Origin of the sequence: Micromonospora halophytica (assembly GCF_900090245.1) — a bacterium.
In the GTDB taxonomy this organism is placed as follows: domain Bacteria; phylum Actinomycetota; class Actinomycetes; order Mycobacteriales; family Micromonosporaceae; genus Micromonospora; species Micromonospora halophytica.
In genome coordinates this window covers 98,326-117,974 of record NZ_FMDN01000016.1, presented here as the reverse complement: position 1 = coordinate 117,974, position 19,649 = coordinate 98,326, and the positions used below count along the sequence as shown (strand labels likewise).

At 73.7% G+C, this 19,649-nt stretch carries 19 protein-coding genes, 2 pseudogenes and 1 riboswitch; of the genes and pseudogenes, 10 read left to right on the top strand and 11 right to left on the bottom strand.

Going from position 1 to position 19,649, the window contains the following annotated elements; translation table 11 throughout:
• Positions 1-5 precede the first annotated feature (5 nt).
• On the top strand, positions 6-782 hold the full coding sequence (gene pstB, locus GA0070560_RS19995; protein ID WP_088979415.1) for a phosphate ABC transporter ATP-binding protein PstB: 777 nt from the start codon (positions 6-8) through the stop codon (positions 780-782).
• Between the two features lie 128 nt (positions 783-910).
• On the opposite strand, the gene GA0070560_RS19990 is transcribed toward pstB, so the two are convergent.
• Together GA0070560_RS19990 and GA0070560_RS19985 are read right to left on the bottom strand one after the other, a co-directional pair.
• Positions 911-1,105: a hypothetical protein gene (locus tag GA0070560_RS19990; RefSeq protein ID WP_245675609.1), complete on the bottom strand. Its 195-nt coding sequence runs from the start codon at positions 1,103-1,105 to the stop codon at positions 911-913.
• 89 nt (positions 1,106-1,194) lie between these two features.
• Positions 1,195-2,022 (bottom strand): NUDIX hydrolase, encoded by an 828-nt coding sequence (locus tag GA0070560_RS19985; protein WP_091300000.1) that lies wholly within the window; start codon positions 2,020-2,022, stop codon positions 1,195-1,197.
• Between the two features lie 70 nt (positions 2,023-2,092).
• Between GA0070560_RS19985 and GA0070560_RS19980 the strand changes: the two genes are divergently transcribed.
• Complete coding sequence (locus GA0070560_RS19980) at positions 2,093-3,061, top strand: Gfo/Idh/MocA family protein (RefSeq protein WP_091299995.1); 969 nt, start codon at positions 2,093-2,095, stop codon at positions 3,059-3,061.
• A 105-nt stretch (positions 3,062-3,166) separates the two neighbouring features.
• Here the strand turns inward: GA0070560_RS19980 and GA0070560_RS19975 are convergent, their stop codons facing one another.
• The 3 genes from GA0070560_RS19975 to GA0070560_RS19965 form a co-directional block, all read right to left on the bottom strand.
• On the bottom strand, positions 3,167-4,171 hold the full coding sequence (locus GA0070560_RS19975; protein ID WP_091299991.1) for an inorganic phosphate transporter: 1,005 nt from the start codon (positions 4,169-4,171) through the stop codon (positions 3,167-3,169).
• 4 nt (positions 4,172-4,175) lie between these two features.
• A complete protein-coding gene (locus GA0070560_RS19970) occupies positions 4,176-4,802 on the bottom strand; it encodes a DUF47 domain-containing protein (RefSeq protein WP_091299987.1) in 627 nt (208 codons plus the stop codon).
• Between the two features lie 131 nt (positions 4,803-4,933).
• Positions 4,934-5,920: a PPK2 family polyphosphate kinase gene (locus GA0070560_RS19965; protein WP_091299984.1), complete on the bottom strand. Its 987-nt coding sequence runs from the start codon at positions 5,918-5,920 to the stop codon at positions 4,934-4,936.
• Between the two features lie 204 nt (positions 5,921-6,124).
• Here GA0070560_RS19965 and sigJ point away from each other — a divergent pair, with 204 nt between their 5' ends.
• Positions 6,125-7,087 carry an RNA polymerase sigma factor SigJ gene (sigJ, locus tag GA0070560_RS19960; protein ID WP_281184651.1) on the top strand — a complete coding sequence of 321 codons (963 nt, stop codon included), beginning with the start codon at positions 6,125-6,127 and terminating at the stop codon, positions 7,085-7,087.
• A gap of 6 nt (positions 7,088-7,093) precedes the next feature.
• Here the strand turns inward: sigJ and GA0070560_RS19955 are convergent, their stop codons facing one another.
• Positions 7,094-7,600: a DUF402 domain-containing protein gene (locus GA0070560_RS19955; RefSeq protein ID WP_091299978.1), complete on the bottom strand. Its 507-nt coding sequence runs from the start codon at positions 7,598-7,600 to the stop codon at positions 7,094-7,096.
• 137 nt (positions 7,601-7,737) lie between these two features.
• On the opposite strand from GA0070560_RS19955, the pseudogene GA0070560_RS30110 reads away from it, so the two are divergent.
• Both GA0070560_RS30110 and GA0070560_RS30105 read left to right on the top strand, forming a co-directional pair.
• A pseudogene (locus GA0070560_RS30110) lies at positions 7,738-9,096 on the top strand (ATP-dependent DNA helicase); the annotation flags it as partial.
• 111 nt (positions 9,097-9,207) lie between these two features.
• Positions 9,208-9,894 (top strand): annotated as a pseudogene (locus tag GA0070560_RS30105) (ATP-dependent DNA helicase); the annotation flags it as partial.
• A 50-nt stretch (positions 9,895-9,944) separates the two neighbouring features.
• Here the strand turns inward: GA0070560_RS30105 and GA0070560_RS19945 are convergent.
• Complete coding sequence (locus tag GA0070560_RS19945; RefSeq protein ID WP_245675608.1) at positions 9,945-11,243, bottom strand: AI-2E family transporter; 1,299 nt, start codon at positions 11,241-11,243, stop codon at positions 9,945-9,947.
• 161 nt (positions 11,244-11,404) lie between these two features.
• Between GA0070560_RS19945 and GA0070560_RS19940 the strand changes: the two genes are divergently transcribed.
• Positions 11,405-11,752 carry a GroES family chaperonin gene (locus GA0070560_RS19940; RefSeq protein WP_091299967.1) on the top strand — a complete coding sequence of 116 codons (348 nt, stop codon included), beginning with the start codon at positions 11,405-11,407 and terminating at the stop codon, positions 11,750-11,752.
• An 87-nt stretch (positions 11,753-11,839) separates the two neighbouring features.
• Entirely contained in the window at positions 11,840-12,007 is a 168-nt protein-coding gene (locus tag GA0070560_RS28825; RefSeq protein WP_170839495.1) for a hypothetical protein, read from the top strand.
• Between the two features lie 45 nt (positions 12,008-12,052).
• Here the strand turns inward: GA0070560_RS28825 and GA0070560_RS19935 are convergent, their stop codons facing one another.
• Positions 12,053-13,543, bottom strand: coding sequence for a PrsW family intramembrane metalloprotease (locus tag GA0070560_RS19935; protein WP_091299964.1), 1,491 nt, complete (start codon positions 13,541-13,543; stop codon positions 12,053-12,055).
• Between the two features lie 23 nt (positions 13,544-13,566).
• A riboswitch (SAM riboswitch) is annotated at positions 13,567-13,687 on the top strand.
• Positions 13,688-13,738: 51 nt separating this feature from the next.
• Between GA0070560_RS19935 and GA0070560_RS19930 the strand changes: the two genes are divergently transcribed.
• Entirely contained in the window at positions 13,739-15,004 is a 1,266-nt protein-coding gene (locus GA0070560_RS19930) for an aminotransferase class V-fold PLP-dependent enzyme (protein ID WP_091299961.1), read from the top strand.
• 61 nt (positions 15,005-15,065) lie between these two features.
• On the opposite strand, the gene GA0070560_RS19925 is transcribed toward GA0070560_RS19930, so the two are convergent.
• Entirely contained in the window at positions 15,066-16,298 is a 1,233-nt protein-coding gene (locus GA0070560_RS19925) for an FUSC family protein (RefSeq protein WP_245675607.1), read from the bottom strand.
• A 93-nt stretch (positions 16,299-16,391) separates the two neighbouring features.
• On the opposite strand from GA0070560_RS19925, the gene GA0070560_RS19920 reads away from it, so the two are divergent.
• On the top strand, positions 16,392-17,027 hold the full coding sequence (locus GA0070560_RS19920) for an HD domain-containing protein (RefSeq protein ID WP_091299953.1): 636 nt from the start codon (positions 16,392-16,394) through the stop codon (positions 17,025-17,027).
• 151 nt (positions 17,028-17,178) lie between these two features.
• On the opposite strand, the gene GA0070560_RS19915 is transcribed toward GA0070560_RS19920, so the two are convergent.
• Positions 17,179-17,460 (bottom strand): DUF4031 domain-containing protein, encoded by a 282-nt coding sequence (locus tag GA0070560_RS19915; RefSeq protein ID WP_091299950.1) that lies wholly within the window; start codon positions 17,458-17,460, stop codon positions 17,179-17,181.
• Positions 17,461-17,495: 35 nt separating this feature from the next.
• Here GA0070560_RS19915 and GA0070560_RS19910 point away from each other — a divergent pair, with 35 nt between their 5' ends.
• The gene (locus GA0070560_RS19910; protein ID WP_091299946.1) at positions 17,496-18,896 is read left to right on the top strand and encodes an FAD-binding oxidoreductase; all 1,401 of its coding nucleotides are present in this window, start codon (positions 17,496-17,498) and stop codon (positions 18,894-18,896) included.
• Between the two features lie 65 nt (positions 18,897-18,961).
• On the opposite strand, the gene GA0070560_RS19905 is transcribed toward GA0070560_RS19910, so the two are convergent.
• Positions 18,962-19,630 carry a winged helix-turn-helix transcriptional regulator gene (locus GA0070560_RS19905; protein WP_245675606.1) on the bottom strand — a complete coding sequence of 223 codons (669 nt, stop codon included), beginning with the start codon at positions 19,628-19,630 and terminating at the stop codon, positions 18,962-18,964.
• Between the last annotated feature and the right edge of the window lie 19 nt (positions 19,631-19,649).

The following is a 19,649-nucleotide window of genomic DNA, read 5'->3' as shown; positions in this document are numbered from 1 at the left end:
CCACCATGGCCAAGCGCATCGAGGCCGCCGACGTCACCGCCTACTACGGCGGTTTCAAGGCGATCGAGAACATCAACCTGACCGTCGAGCCGAAGACGGTCACCGCCCTGATCGGCCCGTCCGGCTGCGGCAAGTCGACCTTCCTGCGGTCGATCAACCGGATGCACGAGGTGCTGCCGGGGGCGCGGGTCGAGGGCAGCCTGACCATCGACGGCCAGGACATCTACGACCGCGACGTCGACGTGACCGCGGTCCGCCGGATGATCGGCATGGTGTTCCAGCGTCCCAACCCGTTCCCCACCATGAGCATCTTCGAGAACGTGGTGGCCGGGCTGCGGCTCAACGGCGTGCGGAAGAAGTCGATCCTGGACGAGGCCGCCGAGAAGGCGCTCCGCTCGGCGAACCTCTGGGACGAGGTGAAGGACCGCCTGGGCAAGCCGGGCGCGGGCCTCTCCGGCGGCCAGCAGCAACGCCTCTGCATCGCCCGGACCATCGCGGTCGAGCCGCAGGTGGTGCTGATGGACGAGCCCTGCTCGGCGCTGGACCCGATCTCCACGCTGGCCATCGAGGACCTGATGTTCCAGCTCAAGGACAAGTTCACCATCATCATCGTCACGCACAACATGCAGCAGGCCGCCCGGGTGTCGGACCGGACCGCCTTCTTCTCCATCGAGAAGACCGGCGACCCGGGCCGGCTCATCGAGTACGACAACACCCAGAAGATCTTCAGCAACCCGAGCGTGAAGAAGACCGAGGACTACATCACCGGCCGCTTCGGCTGAGCCGCTGGTTCCCGGTCCGCGCGTGGCCCCGGTCGTCGCCGACCGGGGCCACGCGTGTGCTACTTCCTGGATGTAGTGGCATCCCGCGCTGTCGAGCCCACTAGATCCGGGATTCTGCGCGATCTTGTTCAGCGGAGCTTGGCGAAGAACTCGCGGATGTCGTCCACCAGCAGGTCGGGTGCGTCGTGGGCGGCGAAGTGGCTGCCCCGGTCGTACGTGTTCCACGAGACGATGTTGGCGTGGTCCCGCTCGGCGAGGGTGCGGACCGACGGGAAGTCCCAGGCGAAGTTCGCCAGGCCGAGCGGAACGGTCGTCGGCTCCACGATCTTGCACTTCCGGCCGCCGGTTCGGGGCGTTGCGCCCGTTTCATCCGGGCCGCAACTGCAGGATCGCGAGGGAGTGGGGCCGGGGGTCAGGTCAGGAGGAAGCGGGGTTCGTCGTCGTCGGCAAGGTCGAGGCGGGGGGTGATCGGGGTGGCGGCGTCGCGGGTGGTGGCCGCGCGGGCCACGCCCGTCAGATCACCCGCAGCGGCGACCTGGGCGAGGGTGACCAGGGTGGGCGGCAGCATGGTCAGCTCGCCGGCCTCCGCCCGGGCCAGGGCGTCCGCCGGGCGCACCCACAGGGTGTGGTCGGCCTCGCCGGAGACGTCCCGGGTCCGCTGCCCCTGTGGCAGCAGGGTCACGAAGAAGTACGTGTCGAAGCGGCGCGGCTCGAACTCCGGGGTGATCCACCGGCTCCACGGCAGCAGCAGGTCGGAGCGGAGCGTCAACCGCCGGCCGGCGAGCAGGTCGGCGAAGCCCGTCCGGCGGGCCTCCAGGTCCTGCCGGGCAGCCTCCCAGTCGTCGCCGCTGACGTCGCCCACCACCGTCGCGGCGTCGGGCCCGGCCAGCAGCACGCCCGCCTCCTCGAAGACCTCCCGGGCGGCGGCGCAGACCACCGCCTGGGCGGCGTCCGGGGCGAGGCCGAGGCGGTCGCCCCAGCCGGCCGGCTCGGGGCCGGCCCAGTCCAGGTGCGCCTGGGAGTCGGAGCGGTCCACCCCGCCGCCGGGGAAGGCGTACATCCCGCCGAAGGTCATCGCGGCGACCCGGCGGATCAGGTACACCTCGAAGTCGGGCCCGGCCGGGCGGAGCAGCAGCACGGTGGCGGCCACCCGGGGCACCGCCGGGACGCCACCGGAGTCGCGGAACCGGCGGGCGTGCTCGACCAGCGCGGCCGGGGCGGCAAAGCCGTCGATCGTCATGTCGTGAGCCTAGTTCCCGACGGGTGGATCAGCCTCCCGGCGTGGGCGCGCTCCCGGGTAGCGTGCCGGCATGACGCGTTGGGGAATCCTGGCCACCGGGCACATCGCCGGCCGCTTCGCAGAGGACCTGCGGCTGGTGCCGGGGGCCGAACTGGTCGCGGTCGGCTCGCGTACGCCGGAGAGCGCCGAGCGCTTCGCCGCCCGGCACGGCGCCGCCCGGTGGTACGGCTCGTGGACCGAACTGGCCGCCGACGACGAGGTCGACGTGATCTACGTGGCCACCCCGCACGCCGCCCACCACGAGGCGACCCGGGTCTGCCTGGACGCCGGGCGGGCGGTGCTGGTGGAGAAGCCGTTCACCCTCGACCTGCCCACCAGCACCGAACTGGTCGAGACGGCCCGCGCCTGCGGGGTCTTCCTGATGGAGGCCATGTGGATGCGCACGAACCCGCTCATCCTCCGCCTGACGCAGCTCGTCGCCGAGGGGGCGATCGGCGAGGTGACCAGCGTACGGGCGGACTTCGGCGCGGCCGGGCCGTTTCCCCCGGAACACCGGATGCGGGCCCGGACCCTGGGCGGCGGCGCGCTGCTGGACCTGGGCGTCTACCCGGTGAGCCTGGCCCACCTGCTGCTCGGTGTGCCGCAGCACCTGCACGCCTGGGCCAAGCTGGGCCCCGAGGGCGTGGACGAGAACACCGGCATCGTCCTCGGCTACGACTCGGGCGCGGTCGCCACGCTGAGCTGCGGCATGGTCGGCGCTACCCCGCTGACCGCCTCGATCACCGGCACCGCCGGGCGGATCGACCTGCCCGAGCCGTTCTTCCGCCCCGGCTCGGCGGTGCTGCACCGGGTCGGGGCCGAGCCGGAGACGCTCGCCGACGAACTGGTCGGCGGTGGCTACCAGTACGAGGCCGCCGAGGTGCAGCGCTGCCTGGCCGCGGGGCTGACCGAGAGCCCGCTGGTGCCGCATTCGGCGACGCTGGAGGTGATGGCGCTGCTGGACGGCATTCGGGAGCGGATCGGCGTCCACTACGCCTGACGACGGGCTGTCGGGAGAAGGGTGCCGCCACGGCCCGCCGGCGCCGGGCGGGTCAGGGGAACGCGGAAGGCCCCCGCCGTCGGCGGGGGCCTTCGCGGTGGCCGGTCAGCTGAACAGCGGACGCACCAGGAAGTACATCAGGGCGCCGATCGAGCCGGCGGCCGGGAAGGTGAGCACCCACGCGCCGATGATGTTGCCGGCCACGCCCCACCGGACGGCGGAGAGCCGCTTGGTGGCGCCGACACCCATGATCGCCGAGGTGATCGTGTGGGTGGTCGAGATCGGCGCGCCCAGCACCAGCGCGTTGAAGTAGAGCACCCCGCTGGCCACGGTCTCGGCGGCGAAGCCCTCCGGCGGTCGCAGGTCGATGATCTTGCGACCGAGGGTCCGGATGATCCGCCAGCCACCGGCGTAGGTGCCGGCGGCGAGGACGGCGGCCGAGGTCCAGAACGCCCACTCCGGGATGAACTCCGGGTCGTTCTGGAAGCCACCCACGTAGAGGGCGAGGACCACGATACCGATGGTCTTGGCGGCGTCCTGCATGCCGTGGCCGACCGACATGGCGGCCGCGGAGGCGGTCTGCGCCCAGCGGAAGCCCCGGTTGAGCTTGCCCGGGTGCCCCTTCCGGAAGATCCACTGCACGGCGATCATGACGATGTAACCGAGCAGGAAGCCGACCATCGGCGACAGCACCATCGGGATGATGACGCTCTCCCCGATGCCGGTCCAGAGCACCGTGCCGGAGGCGGCGATGGTCGAGCCGACCAGGCCGCCGATCAGCGCGTGCGACGAGGACGACGGCAGACCGAAGTACCAGGTGATCAGGTTCCAGACGATGGCGCCGATCACGCCGGCGAAGACGATGCCGAGACTCGCCTGCCCGGTCGGTAGTTTCACCAGGCCGCTGCCGACGGTCTTGGCCACCTCCGCGCCGAAGTGCGCGCCGATGAAGTTGCCGACCGCCGCCATGGCCAGGGCCACCCGGGGTGTCAGCGCCCGGGTGGAGATGCTGGTCGCGATCGCGTTGGCGGCGTCGTGGAAGCCATTGGTGTAGTCGAACGCCAGGGCCACCGCGATCACCGCCAGCACGGCGATGAGTTCGGGACTCACAGGATCAGGACTCCTTGACCGCGATGGTCTCGACGGTGTTGGCGACGTGCTCGAAGGAGTCGCAGGCAGCCTCCAGCTCGTCGGCGACCTCCTTCATCTTCAGCACGGTCAGCGCGTCGTACTCGCCGGAGAAGAGGCGGACCAGCAGCATCCGGTACGCCTGGTCGCCGTCGTTCTCCAGCCGGTTGCACTCGATCCAGTAGTCCTCGAGGTCCTTCATCGACCTCAGCCGGGGCATCGCCTCGGCGGTCAGCTTCGCCTGCTGGTCGAGGACGTTGACCATCTCGTGCATCTCGCGGGGCAGCGAGGGGAGCTTGGTCAGGCCGTACAGGTAGAGCAGGTTGCCGACCGCCTCCAGGTGGTCCATCACGTCGTCGAGCAGCGAGCCCAGACGGTAGATGTCCTCCCGGTCGAACGGGGTGATGAAGGTCGAGTTGATCTTTTTGTAGAGCTCGTGGGTGATCTGGTCACTGTCGTGCTCGACCTCGGTCAGCCGCTCGCTCACCGACTGCACCACGACGTCGGGCAGGGCCAGCTCGTTGAGCAGTGCGGTGCCCTTCACCAGGTTCTGCGCGGCCCTGGTGAAGAGCTCGTAGAAGGCGCCCTCGTTCGGGCGGAAGGAAAACTTCACAGCACGGACCTCGTCGTGTCGGTGGAAGGGTGGCCGTCGCCCGGAGGGGCGTCTGCTCTGGGCATGCTAGGTACCCCACGGAACAGGGCATCGACCGGCCCACCCCCGGTCAGGCCCGATTCACCGTTCGTTCACCCGCCGTTCACCTTGGCCCTCTCGTCCCCGTCCCGCAACCGCCGGCGTTCCCGCTCCACGTCGAAACCGGCTGCCGGATACCCGAGATGCAGAGTGTCGAACGTCTCCCGCAGCAGGTGGGCCACCGCCCAGTCCCGGTACCACTTGCGGTCCGCCGGCACCACGAACCAGGGCGCGACGTCCGTGCCGCACCGCTCCAGCGCCTCGGCGTACGCGCCCTGGTAGTCGTCCCAGCGGGCCCGGGAGTCCAGATCGGCCGGGTTGTACTTCCAGTGCTTCGTCGGGTCGGTCAGCCGCTCCGTCAGCCGCTCCCCCTGCTCCGCACGGGAGATGTGCAGCATCACCTTCACCAGGGTCACCCCCGCGTCGACCAGTTCCCGCTCGAAGGCGTTGATCTCGTCGTACCGGGCCCGCCAGGTGGCCTCCGGCACCAGCGCGTCGACCCGGGCCACCAGCACGTCCTCGTAGTGGGAGCGGTTGAAGACGCCGACGTAGCCGGGCGGCGGCAGGGCACGACGGATCCGCCACAGGAAGTCGTGCCGCAGCTCCTCCTCCGTCGGCGGGCCGAACGAGCGGATGTGCAGGCCGAGCGGGTTCATCGCACCGGCCACCCGCTTGACCGTGCCGTCCTTGCCGCCGCAGTCCATCGCCTGGAGCACCAGCAGCACCCGCGCCGGCCGTGCCCCGTCGAGATGGGCGCCGGCCGCCGTCGGAGCGCTCGCCGGGGCGTCCACACCGGCCGCGGCCTTGGCGGTGGCGAAGAGCATCTCCTGCTGCCGGCCGAGCCCGACGCCGATCAGCTCGACCTGGGCGCGTGCCCACACCTTGCGCTCCCGGCCACTCCCCGCCGCCCCCGGCAGCCCGGGCGTCCCGCGCGGATCCACCGCGCCGAGGTCGACCGTCCCGCCCGGGACGACCCGCAGCAACTCCCGCATCGTGCCGCCCTCCGGCGCCACGACCTCCGCCTCTTCGATCACACCCATCCCCCGATCCTCACCCACTCCACCACCCCCCGCCTTCCGAGCCGTCCCACCCGTGCCGGGCGATCCGGCGGCTGCGGGGAGGACACCACCGGACAAGGTGCCATGGAGAAGGCGCCAGAGGTACAGGATCGACGCGGGTGGGGGCGGCGGGGCGTCCGGTGGGTTGGGGACAATCGGGTCGGCTACGGGGAGGCGGGTGGTGACGTGGACGCGGCGGCGGAGTTCGAGGCGGAACGCGGGCGGCTGACGGCGGTGGCGTACCGGATGCTGGGCAGCCGGAGCGAGACCGAGGACGCCGTCCAGGAGACCTGGCTGCGCTACGCCACGGCACTGGGCGACCCGGCCGCCCGGGCCGAGGTACGGCACCTCGGCGGCTGGTTGACCACCACCTGCGCCCGGATCTGCCTGGACGTGCTCCGCTCGGCCCGGGTACGCCGGGAGACCTACCCGGGGCAGTGGCTGCCCGAGCCGCTGGTGAGCCCGCTGCGACCGGCCGCCGGGGCGGACGGCTACGCCCCCGACCCGGCCGAGCGCGCCGTGCGCCGCGACCAGGTGGGCACGGCGCTGCTGGTGGTGCTGGAGCGGCTCACCCCCGAGCAGCGGGTCGCCTTCGTCCTGCACGACGTCTTCGCGGTGCCGTTCGCCCAGATCGCCGGGGCGCTCGGCACCAGCCCGGAGGCGGCCCGGCAGCTCGCCTCCCGGGCCCGTCGCGCGGTGAACGCGCCGGACGCGCCCCGGCACACCGCCGACCTGCGCGAACAGCAGCGGGTGGTGGCCGCGTTCACCGCCGCCACCGAGTCCGGCGACCTGAACGAACTGCTCCGGGTGCTCGCCCCCGACGTCCTGCTGATCGGTGACAGCGGCGGCCACTTCCCGGCGGCCCGCCGCCCGGTCACCGGCGCGGACAATGTCGGCCGCTTCCTCCTCGGGCTCTACAGCAGGGCCGGCCGGTACGGCCAACGGGTGCGGAGCCGGCCGGTGCTGGTCGACGGCTCGCTCGGGCTGCAACTGGCGACCGTGCACTCCGACGGCAGGCCGCTGCGGCTGGTCGTTGCCTTCGCCGTGCACGAGGGGCGGATCACCGGCATCTTCAACCAGCTCAACCCGGACAAGCTGACCGGCCTGCCGGAGGTCACCGCCGACGACACCTGGCCGCCGCGCTGGTGAAGCCGGTCAGACCACCAGGGCCAGCCACTTGCGATACGACGTCGCGAACGGCTCGGTGCCGTCGTCCAGCGCGTCGAGCAGCCACGCCGACGCCGCCTCGGCCTCGGCGACCAGGTCCTCCGGGTAGCCGAACCGCTCCCGGTGCACGGCGAACTCGTCCTCGTCGCGCAGCTCGACCAGGCCGGTGGCGCGGCGACGCACCACGTCCAGGTCGAGGTCGATCAGGTGCACCGTGTCGTCGCCCTCCCACCGGGCCGGCGTGGTGATGTCGCAGTAGACCTCGCTGGTCCGCGGCGGCGGGTTGAACATCCCCGTCCACCAGGCGTGGTGCGGCACCAGGAGCACGAACGGGATCTGCTCGACCGAGGGCCGGCCGTGGTAGACCGACTCGGTGCCGGCCGGCACGCCCAGCCAGACGCCGAGGTCGTCCTCGGTGAGCCGGCGGGCCGGGTAGTCGCGGTGGGCGCTGCCGTCGTACTTGCGGTAGATCACACGGACCACATCGCTCGGCATGAGTCGCACCCTAGCCGATTCCGCCCAACCGTCGCTGCGGGGAAGTTACCGGACGCGGCCGGCCGATTCCCGTACCGTGACCACGCCACCCGGGCGGCGGCCCGGCCGGTGTCGGGGACGGCGGGTACCGTCGCACGGTGACTCCGCCGCGCACCGCCACCGGATCCGCCACCCCGACGGCCCGTAGCCGGCGACGAGGCGCCCGGGCCAGTGGCAGCGAGCTGCTGGCCGCGGCGGTCGGCGCGGTCCCCGGCGGGGCGGCCCGTCCCGGCCAGCAGCAGATGACCGAGGCGATCGAGCGCAGCGTCGCCTCCGGCGAGCACCTGCTGGTCCAGGCCGGCACCGGCACCGGCAAGTCGCTGGCGTACCTCGCCCCCGCGCTGACCGTGGACGGCCCGGTGGTGGTCTCCACCGCCACCCTGGCGTTGCAGTCCCAGCTCGTCGAGCACGACCTGCCCCGACTCGCCGACGCGGTGGAGCCGCTGCTCGGCCGCCGACCCACCTTCGCCGTGCTGAAGGGCCGGCACCACTACCTCTGCCTGGCCCGGCTGGACAGCTCCACCGAGGACGAGCCCGGCGACACCCTCTTCGACGCCCCGGGCGGCGGCTCCGGCGGCGGCACCAAGTGGCTCGGCGAGGCCGGGCGGCTCGGCAAGCAGATCCAGCGGCTGCGCGACTGGGCCGACGAGACCCACACCGGCGACCGGGACGAGCTGGACCCGGGCGTGGACGACCAGGCCTGGCGGCTGGTCTCGATGCCGGCGCGGGAGTGCGTCGGCGCCACCCGCTGCCCCTTCGGCCAGGAGTGCTTCGCCGAGGCGTCCCGGGCGCGGGCCCGCGAGGCCGACATCGTGGTCACCAACCACAGCCTGCTCGCGGTCGACATGCTCGCCGGCCGGCACATCGTGCCGCCGCACAAGCTGCTGGTCGTGGACGAGGCGCACGAGCTGGCCGACCGGGTCTCCTCGGCCGCCCAGGCGGAGCTGGTCCCCGAGCTGATCGACCGGTCCACCCGGCGGGCCCGGCCGCTGCTCAAGCCGGACGTCGCCGACCGGCTCACCGAGGCGGGCGACGCGCTCGCCGTCGGGCTGGCCGAGGTGCCGGCCGGGCGGCTCACCGCCGGGCTGCCGGCCCCGCTGCGCGAGGCGTGCACGCTGCTCGACGGGGCGACCCGGGCCGCCCTCGACGCGATCGGCGAGGTCAAGTCGGACGACCCGGACCCGGTCCGCAAGCAGCAGGCCAAGGCGGTGCTGGACGAGCTCTCCACCACCGCGCAGCGGCTGCTGGAGGAGGCCGAGCACGACGTGGCCTGGGTGGAGAAACCGGAGAACGGCAGCCGCCGCGCGCTGGTCGTCGCGCCGCTCTCGGTCGCCGGCACCCTCGCCACCCACCTGTACGACGAGCGCACCGTGGTCGCCACCTCCGCCACCCTGACGCTGGGCGGTCGCTTCGACACGGTGGCCCGGGCGCTCGGGCTGGACGCTCCCCCGCCCGCCCCGCCGTCAGCGGCCGCCGCCGCGCTCGCCGCCAGCACCGCACGGGGCGACGCGGCGGCCCCCACCCCGGTCGCCGCGGCCTCCGGCAGCCGGGCCGCCACCGGCACCGTCCCGGCCACCGAAGGCCCCGGGTGGCGTTCGCTGGACGTCGGTTCCCCGTTCGACTACGCCCGGCAGGGCATCCTCTACGTCGCCGCGCACCTGCCCCGGCCCAGCGTCTCCGGGCTGCCCGAGGCAGCCGGTGAGGAGTTGCTGGCGCTGGTCGGCGCGCTCGGTGGGCGTACCCTCGGGCTCTTCTCCTCGCGACGGGCCGCGCAGCAGGCCGCGGAGCTGGTCCGCGCGCGGACCGACCTGCCGGTCCTGCTTCAGGGCGAGGAGGCGCTGCCGCTGCTGGTCCGCCGTTTCCGTCAGGAGCGGGCGAGCTGCCTGTTCGGGGTGATGTCGCTCTGGCAGGGGGTGGACGTGCCGGGCGACTCCTGCCAGCTGGTGGTGATCGACCGGCTGCCCTTCCCCCGCCCGGACGAGCCCCTCGCGGCGGCCCGCGCGGCGGCCGTGGACGCGGGCGGCGGCTCCGGCTTCGCCTCGGTCAGCGTGCCGATCGCCGCGGTGCGGCTGGCCCAGGGTGTGGGCCGGCTGATCCGGGCGACCGGCGACCGGGGCGTCGTCGCGGTGCTCGACTCGCGACTGGAGACCGCCCGGGGCTACGGGCCGTTCCTGCGCCGCTCGCTCCCGCCGTTCTGGTACACCACCCGCCCCGAGGTGGCCCGCGGTGCCCTGGAGCGCCTCGCCCGGTCCTGAACACGCGGGAGCCGCGCGGCCCCGGGGGACGCGCGGTTCCGATGCGACGGTCAGGGCGCCTGGGAGGCGACCACCACCGCGTCCGGCGGGGTGTCCGGCACGGTACGGGCGGCGAGCCGGCGGACGGCGGTGTTCAGCACCGCGATCAGCGGCACCGCGACCAGCGCGCCGGTGATGCCGGCCAGCACCACGCCGGCGGCGATCCCGATGATCACGGCGAGCGGGTGGATGGCCACCGCCCGACCCATGATCAACGGCTGGAGCAGGTGACCCTCGACCTGCTGCACGCCGATCACCACGCCCAGGATGATCAGCGCGGTCACCGGGCCGCTGTCGACGAGCGCCACCAGCACCGCCACCCCGCCGGAGAGCGTGGCCCCGACGATCGGGATGAACGCGCCGAGGAAGACCAGCGCGGCCAACGGAAACGCGAACGGCACGTCGAAGATGACCAGGAAGACACCGATCCCGACCGCGTCGATGAAGGCCACCAGCACGGTCGCGCGGACGTAGGCGCCGAGCGTGGCCCAGGAGGCCCGACCGGCGTCGTCGACCTTCCAGCGGGCCGCCACCGGCAGCAGCCGGACCAGGAAACGCCAGATGTTGCTGCCGTCACGCAGGAAGAAGAAGGTGGCGAAGAGCACCAGGATGGCGCCGGTCAGCACCTCGGCCAACGTCGTCGCGGTGGAGAGCGCCCCGCTGGTGAACTTCTCGGTGTTGCCGTTGACCCACGCCTGCCCCTCGTCGATGTACCGGTCGAGCTGGCTGTCGGACAGGTGCAACGGGCCGGTCTTGAGCCAGTTCTGGATCTGCCGTACGCCCTGCGACGACTTCTCGCTCAGCTCCGGCACACCCTGGATGAACTCGTTCACCACCAGGGTCAGCGTGCCGACCACCGCGGCCAGCCCGCCGACCAGCACCACCGCGGTCGCCAGCGACCTCGGGAAGCGGGCCCGCAGCAGCCAGCCCACCGCCGGGGCGAGCAACGCGGAGAGCAGCAGCGCGACCGCCAGCGGGATGATCACGATGCTGATCGTCCCGACGATCTTCAGCAGGGCCCAGGTCACCACGCCGATCACGATCAGCCGCCACGACCAGGCGGCGGCGATGCGCAGGGCGTGCGGCACGTCCGCGTCGTCACGGCTGGCGGTGGAATTGTGCATCGACGCAGGGGACTGCGCGCCGACGACGGTGGCCGACGGCGCCGCCACCGGGCCCGGCGACACGGGCGATGCCACCCCGCGATCCTCCGCCACGGCGGGCGCCTCGGCGCGACCCGCGCGCACCGCCTCCCGTCCGGACTCGTACGCGCGACGCAGCCGGGCGCGTACCCGCTCGAAGCGGCTCAAGCGCACCTCCTGGGGAATGAACCGGGCCGCCCCACGACGACGGTCCGGACAGGGTACGTCCGACAGCCGACACCGTAGGGCAGTTCCGCCACACATTGCCCCCGGCCTGTTCCGCTCAACCACCGCACGACCGGCAACCGGGCACGCGGTAGCGTCTTCGCGTGACCGCCGACCCGAATCTCGACTCCGGCCTGCCGATCCGCCTGCTGCACGACCGCGTACTGGTCCGGACGGAGGGGAGCGAGGGTGAGCGCCGTTCCACCGCCGGCATCGTGATCCCGGCCACCGCCGCCGTGGGCAAGCGGCTGGCCTGGGCGACCGCGGTGGGCGTCGGCCCGAACGTCCGCGCGATCGTCTCCGGCGACCGGGTGCTCTTCGACCCGGACGACCGCTCCGAGGTGGAACTGCACGGCCGGGGGTACGTGCTGCTGCGCGAGCGGGACGTGCACGCCGTCGCCGCCGAACGGGTGGAGAACGAGTCCACCGGCAACACCGGCCTCTACCTTTAGTCACCCGTCCCCACCGCAGGACGCGACGGCCGTTTGTGCCGCTGTCCGGCGGGAAGCCAGGCGCATCCAGCGCCCTGGGGAGGGACGATGCCGGTATTCGTGAAGAAGGTGCTGCTCTGGGGCGGCGTCGCCTTCCTGTTCTACTTCATGGCGTTCCGGCCGGACGGCGCGGCACAGATGTTCAAGGCGATCGGGGCCGGACTGATGGCGATGTTCCAGGGGCTCGGCGACTTCATGACCAGCCTGATGACCTGACCGTCCCCGCGCCGCCGGCTCCCCACCGGCGACGCGTGACACCGGTCAGCGCTGCCCGGGCGACCAGGGCGCGGCCGGACGCTGGCCGTACCAGCCGGGCGGACCGTAGCCGGCCGGGTACGCCGGAGGCGGTGGCGGGGCCAGCACCACCGGAATCGGCACCACCGGGGAGTCGGGGGCGTCGACCGCCCGCTGCGACCCGTCCGGGAAGCGCAGGTGGTAGCGCTGCCCGTCCCAGATGCCGACCGGGGCCTGCGGGTCCCGACCGACGAAGTACGACCGGTACGCGCTGATCGCGTCCAGCAGTTCCCGCTCCTCCCGGGCGGTGCGCTCCCGGTCGGCCACCTTGCGGTCCAACCCCCGGCGCATGCCGTCGCGCAGCAGCGCCAGCCGGGTGGCGGCGAACTGGTAGCCACGCATCGCCCGCAGGCCGGGCTCGCCACCGACCCGTCGGGCCCAGACCCGCGCCGCGTGCCGCCGGCCCAGGCTGCCCAGGGCGGCCACCTCCGGCGGGGTGAGCCAGCCGGCCCGCACGTAGTCCGGCAGGACCCGCTCGGTGAGCCGCCCCTCCCAGGCGCGCAGCCAGACCGCGAAGCCGACCATGCCGAAGAAGATCGGCACCATCAGCGTCACGATGCCGAAGAAGAAGATCACCGGCTGGCCGGTCGCCTGGACCAGCGACGGCAGCAGGTTCCAGGTGCCGTGCAGGATCATCGCCAGCAGCAGGCCGGCGGCCGGGGCGAGGATCCGCACCCGCCGGTCGGCGGTCCGCGCGGCGATGCCCAGCCCGACACCGGTCATCGAGGTGAAGAGCGGGTGGGCGAAGCCGAAGAAGAGGATCCGCATGATGAAGATGACGATGACGTTGCGGACGCCGGTGGCCGGCCCCCACTCGTCGACACCCGAGGCGTACCCGGGGCCACCCAGGTAGAGGATGTTCTCCACCATGGCGAACCCGACCGCGGAGAGCCCGCAGTAGACCAGGCCGTCGGTGATGCCGGACCACTCCCGGCGGCGGAAGACCAGCAGCAGGATCGGGCCGAGCGCCTTGGTCAGCTCCTCGATGAACGGGGCGACCAGCACCGCGGTCAGCGCGGCGGGGAGGTCGAACCGGTCGAAGAGCGCCGCCCCGGCGTTGTTGACTCTCAGCGACGCCGCGGTGGAGACGAACGCGCCCCACGCGAAGCAGAAGACCAGATACTTCAGCGGCTCCGGCTCGTACCGGTCGAGCCAGAGGAAGCAGGCCACCAGCACCGGCACCGGCAGGACCGCCGCGGCCACGCCGACCAGCAGCGCGTCCAGGCCCAGGTTGGTACCGAGGAAGTAGAGCATGTAGACCGCGCAGGCGGCGATCAGCAGCACCACCCCGGCCAGCACCAGGACGCGCCGCCAGCCCAGCCGGCGCGGCGGCATCCCGGGCGCGACCGCCCCCGGTGGTGGGACGGCGGGCGCGGTCGGCGGCGGCACGGGCCAGCCGGGCGGGGTGACGGCCATGCGGTCAGCGTAGTCACCCACGGCCCGCTGGTCCGGACGCATCGGCGGTGGTTATGCTGCCCACAGGTCACGAGTGCCAGCGTCAAGCCCCGGCTTGCTGGCCGGCAACCCTCGTCGAGTTCGCGGTGGGGTGCCCCGGGTGATGACCGGGCCCAGCCCGATCCGTGTGCTGGGCAAGCGCGGACCCCGTCCCGGTGTGCCCACACCCGGGGTCCCGAGGACCCCGGAGGAACCGGCATGACCGTCACCCTCGTACCGCCCACCCGTCCCACCGCGCACGCGCCGGGCCGGCCGGACCCGCTCGGCGTGCTCGGCGTACCCGGGCAGGTGAACCTGGACCACGCCGCGAGCGCACCCTGCGCGCGGGCCGCGGCCGACGCGGTGGCCGAGCTGCTGCCCTGGTACGCCAGCGTGCACCGCGGCGCCGGGGCGCTGTCGCGGCGCTGCACCCTGGCCTACGAGCGGGCCCGGCAGACGGTCGGCGACTTCTTCGGCGCCCGCGCCGACGACCACGTGGTCTTCACCCGCAACACCACCGACGCGCTGAATCTGCTGGCCCGGGCCCTGCCCGCCGGCACCACCGTGGTCACCTTCGCCGGGGAGCACCACGCCAACCTGCTGCCCTGGCCCCGCGGCTCGGTACGCCTGCCGGTGCCGGACAGCCCGGCCGCGGCGGTCCGGGCGCTGGACGCCGCTCTCGCCGAACTGCGTCGTGGCGAGGTGTCCGGGCCACCGGTGCTGGTCGCGGTGACCGCCGCGAGCAACGTGACGGGTGAGCGCTGGCCGGTGGCCGAGCTGGCCCGGGCGGCCCGCCGGCACGCCGCCCGGATCGTGGTCGACGCCGCCCAGCTCGCCCCGCACGCACCGGTGGACGTGGCCGAACTCGACGTGGACTACCTGGCGGTCTCCGGGCACAAGCTGTACGCGCCGTTCGGCGCGGGCGTGCTGCTGGGCCGGGCCGACTGGCTGGACGCGGCCCCGCCGTACCTGGCCGGCGGGGGCGCCACCAGTCACGTCGGCGCGGCCACCCACGACGTACGCTGGGCGGCCGGTCCGGCCCGGCACGAGGGCGGTACGCCGAACCTGCTCGGCGCGGTCGCCCTGGCCGCTGTCTGTACGGCGCTGGCCGGGGCCGACCGGGACGCCCTGCACGCCCACGAGCAGCTGCTGCTGGGCCGGTTGCGGAACGGCCTCGCCGCGCTGCCGGACGTGGTGGAGCTGCGCGCCTTCGCCGCGGACGCGCCCCGGGTCGGCATCGTCTCGTTCGTGCTGGCCGGCCGGGACTCCGCGGAGGTGGCCGGGTACCTGGCCCGGGAGCACGAGGTCGGGGTGCGCGACGGGCTCTTCTGCGCGCACCCGCTGGCCCGGCGGCTGCTCGCCGAGGCGGCGGCGCGCAGCGGCCGCGACGACCTGCCGCCGACCGCGCTGCGGGCCAGCCTCGGGCTGGGCAGCACGGCGGCCGACGTGGACCGGCTGCTCGCCGCGCTGGCCGCGCTGCGCTGAACGTGGCATGACGGCACCGCCGGTGTGGCCGGGGTGACGCCGGGTCCGGTGTCGGGCGGGTTCAGCCGAGCGGCGGGGCGGTGGGGGGCTTCGGGGGTGCGTTCTGCTCCGCCGGCCCACCGCCCGGTTTCTCCTGGTCGCCGAAGGACTGCCGGATCAGCCGGTTCGCCTCCTCCTGCTCGATGCCGGAGGCGACCATCAGGTCACTGGCGGTGGTACGCACCTGGGCGATCACGACGCTGCCGGAGAAGCCCACCCCCTGGGCGTACGCCCGGCCGGCCTCGCTGACCGCGCGCAGCGACCGCTCCCGGGCCCGTTCCGGCTCCGCCCCCACGGCGAACTCGTGCCGGAGCAGACGTACGGACTCGGCGAGGTGGGCCACCGCGTCCGGCATCGGTTCGGGGATCGGCTCCTCGTCCTCGATCATGGTGACGGCCCGGCGGATCAGCGTGCCGCTGTTGCGCATCGCCCGGTCGATCGGGGCGGCCGCCTCCGCGTAGTGGGTCAGTTCGCTGCGCCGGTGCCAGCGGGCCGGCGAAAGGGTGCTGGTCTCCTTCGCGCCCTCGATCGCCTCGGTGAAGGCGGCCAGTTCCTCCTTGTTCTCCCGCAGCCGCTCCAGGGCCCCCTGGGCGCTGCCGCGGTCGCGGTTGCGCAGCGCCTCGGCGCAGGCGTCGAGCTGGCCGGCGAGCAGGTCCATCGCGGGGCGGGCGGCCCGGTTGATCACCCGCAGCGGGTTGAGCGGCAGCAGGATCGCGGTCACCAGCAGCGCGATCCCACCGCCGACGAACGCGTCGACGAACCGGGGGATCTCCAGGTCCTGGACGGACGGGCTGAGCGTGACGATCAGCACCGCGGTCGCGGCGGCCTGGATGACGATGGCCACGCTGCCGCCGAAGAAGATGGTGAGCAGGATCGCCGACGTCACCACCAGACCGAGCTGCCAGCCACCGGTGCCGAGAAAATAGATCAGCACGTCGCCGAGGAGCACCCCGACCGCCACCCCGATGATCAGCTCGACGGTGCGGCGCAGCCGCTGCCCGATCGAGGCGGCCAGGGTGCCGACCGCCGAGATGGGCGCGAAGACGGGCTGCGGGTTGTTCAGCACCTCGGCCGCGAAGATCCAGGACAGCGCGGCGGCCAGCCCGGCCTGGACGGCCAGTCCGAGCGCCATCCGGACCCGGTGCAGCCGATCGTGCAGGGTGGCCCTGCTCCGGCGGCGCAACTGCGCCATCGCGTCGGCGATCCGGGCGGAGTCGATGTCCGCCCCGCCGTCGCGCAGGGCGCCGCGCCGCATAAGTGGGCGTCGTCGGTCCCGGGCCACGGCCATGGCGGGGACTACCCGTACCGGAAGGTTTCATCCCCACGCCCGTGCGGCAGACTCGACGGGGTGACGGAGCTGACCGAGCGCTGGCGGGCAGCGGCGCGGGATGCCGGTGCCACCGACGACCGGGCGTCGATCCGGGCCGGGCAGGAGCTGCTCGCCCGCTGGCGCGAGCCGCACCGCCGGTACCACACGCTGCGCCACCTGACCGCCGTGCTGGACGTGGTCGACGCGTACGCGGGGCTGGCCGCGCGGCCCGACCTGGTCCGGCTCGCCGCCTGGTGCCACGACGCGGTCTACGACCCGCGTGCCGCCGGGGACGCGAACGAGCGGGACAGCGCCGCGTTGGCCGGCACGCTGCTGACCGGGCTGGGGCTGCCGACCGAGGCGGTGACCGAGGTCCGCCGGCTGGTGCTGCTCACCGCCGGGCACGCCGTCGCCGACGGCGACCCCGACGGCGCGCTGCTCTGCGACGCCGACCTCGCGGTCCTCGCCGCGCCACCCGACGAGTACGACGCGTACGCCGCTGCGATCCGCCGCGAGTACGCGCACGTCCCCGAGCCGGGCTTCCGCGCCGGCCGGGCCCGTGCCCTGGACTCCCTGCTCGCTCTCCCCGCCCTCTTCCGGCTGCCCCCGCTGGCGGCCCGCTGGGAGGCACCCGCCCGCGCCAACCTCGCCCGCGAACTCGCCACTCTCCGCTGACCTCCGCCCCGGTCCTCGCCCCGCCCGCGCCGGCTCCACCGCCTGGCCCGGCCGCCCTCCGCGATCGTGCAGTTGCGGTGGAGGCGAAGCCCTCACCGCCACATGAAAGAGGCACCACGGGTGCAAGATCGGCAGGCGCGGAAGGCCGCAGTCAGACCAGGGTGGGATTCCGGGGGTGGAGGTGTTTGGGGCGGCGGAGACCGGCGGCCCGGAGCAGGTGGGCGATCTCGCGGGTGGGGACCACCCGGGCGCCGAGCCAGACCGCCACCGGGAACCGCTCGGCGGGGATGTCGTAGTGGTCACGGTCGAAGCACCGGCGGGGCACGCCCAGCGCCTCGGCGAAGGCGTGCAGCTCGGCGTGGGAGACGTCGCTGATCAGGTGGGACCAGAGCCGCCCCCGCCACGGCCAGGCGGGCCGGTCGAGGTACAGCATGGCGGCCAATCTAACCGGCGGTTAGCCTTCCCCGCATGGTTGGCTCCCCCCTCCTCGACGACCTCCGCGCGGCGCTCGGCGACGACGCCGTCCTCACCGACCCGGACCTGCTGCGGATGCACCGGCGCGACGAGGCGGACCTCTGCCCGGCCGGCACGCCGCTGGTGGTGACCCGCCCACGCAGCACCGAGCAGGTGGTGGCGGTGGTCCGGGCGGCCGCCCGGCACGGCGTACCCGTGGTGCCGCAGGGGGCGCGGACCGGGCTGGCCGGCGCGGCGAACGCGGTCGACGGGGCCGTCGTGCTCAGCACGGTGGCGATGGACGCGATCCGGGAGATCGACCCGGTCAGCCGGATCGCCGTGGTGCAGCCGGGGGTGGTCAACGCGACCCTGGCCGCGGCGGTGGCGAAGCACGGGCTCTGGTACCCGCCGGACCCGGGCTCCTGGGAGTCCTCCACCATCGGCGGCAACGTCTCCACCAACGCCGGCGGCATGTGCTGCGTCAAGTACGGCGTCACCACCGAGTACGTGCTGGGCCTGGAGGTGGTGCTCGCCTCCGGCGAGGTGCTGCGCACCGGCCGGCGCACCGCCAAGGGTGTCGCCGGGTACGACCTGACCCGGCTCTTCGTCGGCGCGGAGGGCACCCTCGGGGTGATCACCGAGATCACCGTGTCGCTGCGCCCGGCCCCCCAGGAGTCGCTGACCATGGTGGCTGTCTTCGGGTCCACGGCGGAGGCCGGCGCGGCGGTGGCCGACATCGCCGCCCAGGGGCTCAGCCCCAGCCTGCTGGAGCTGCTCGACCGGACCCACCTGCGGGCGATCGAGGCGTACCGGCCGATGGGTTTGCGGACCGACGCGCAGGCGCTGCTGCTCGCCGCCGCCGACACCGGTTCCCGGGCGGCCGACGACCTGGCCCGGCTGGCCGAGGTCTGCGAGGCCGCCGGGGCCGAGGAGGTGTACGCGGCCACCGACGCCGTCGAGGCGGCGGCGCTGCTGCAGGCCCGCCGGCTGGCCCACCCGGCGATGGAGAAGTTCGCCGCCGACGCCTTCCCCGGCGGCAACGGCGGCCTGGTCATCGACGACGTGGCGGTGCCGCGTGGCGCGCTGGCCGCGCTCCTCGACGGGGTGTCCCGGATCGCCGGTGAGTGCGACGTGCCGATCGGCGTGGTCGGGCACGCCGGGGACGGCAACATGCACCCCAACATCGTGGTCGACCGGGCCGACCCGGCGAGCGTCGAACGCGGCCGGCGGGCCTTCGACGAGATCATGCGGCTCGGCCTGGAACTCGGCGGCACCTGCACCGGCGAGCACGGCGTCGGGCTGCTCAAGCGGGACTGGCTGGCCCGGGAGATCGGCCCGGTCGGTGTCCGGGTGCACCAGGCGATCAAGGCGGCGCTGGACCCGGCGGGGCTGCTGAACCCGGGCAAGGTGCTCTGACCCCCGCCGGCCGGGAGTTCCGACGATGCGTCGGCTCGCCGGGGACCGTAGCGGGGCACACGCCCCTATTCGGCGTCGGGGCCCGAGGCGGATGCTCTCGACGGGTACATCCGGCGCACGCGTCGCAGTCCGTGAACGCCGTGGGTGACCGTCATGCCGGCGGATAGGGCCTGCTCGTCGGTGAGCTGGCCGGTGGCCCAGGCCAGGAAGGTGTCCGGGTCGGCCCGCAGGACCAGGTCCGGGCGGCTCGGGCAGCCCTCGCTGACGGTGTGCTCGGCGCCGTGGGCCCGGACCGTCAACACCTCGTCTCCGACGTGCAACGCGAGCGTGACCGGCTGCGCGGCGCCCGCGGGGTCGTAGCCGCCGTCCAGGGCGATCATCAGCCAGGCCAGCCGGAACTGTTCGCCGTCACGGGGGGCGCCGAGCAGCGGCAGCCCCCAGGCGCCGAGGGCGAGCAGGACCGGCCGGAGGGCGCGGCCCCGCTCGGTGAGCTCGTAGACGGTCGAGGCCGCAGGTGGCGGCAGCGTGCGCTGCGTGACGACGCCGGCGTTGTGCAGGCTACGCAAACGTTCGGCCAGCATGTTGGTCGCGATGCCGGGCAGCCCGGCGTACAGGTCGGCGTAGCGCTTCGGGCCGGTCAACAGTTCGCGGACCACCAGCAGGGTCCACCGTTCACCCAGGACCTCCAGGGCGCGGGCGACCGCGCAGTACATGTCGTACGTCTTCCTCGCCACGGGTACATGGTAATCACAA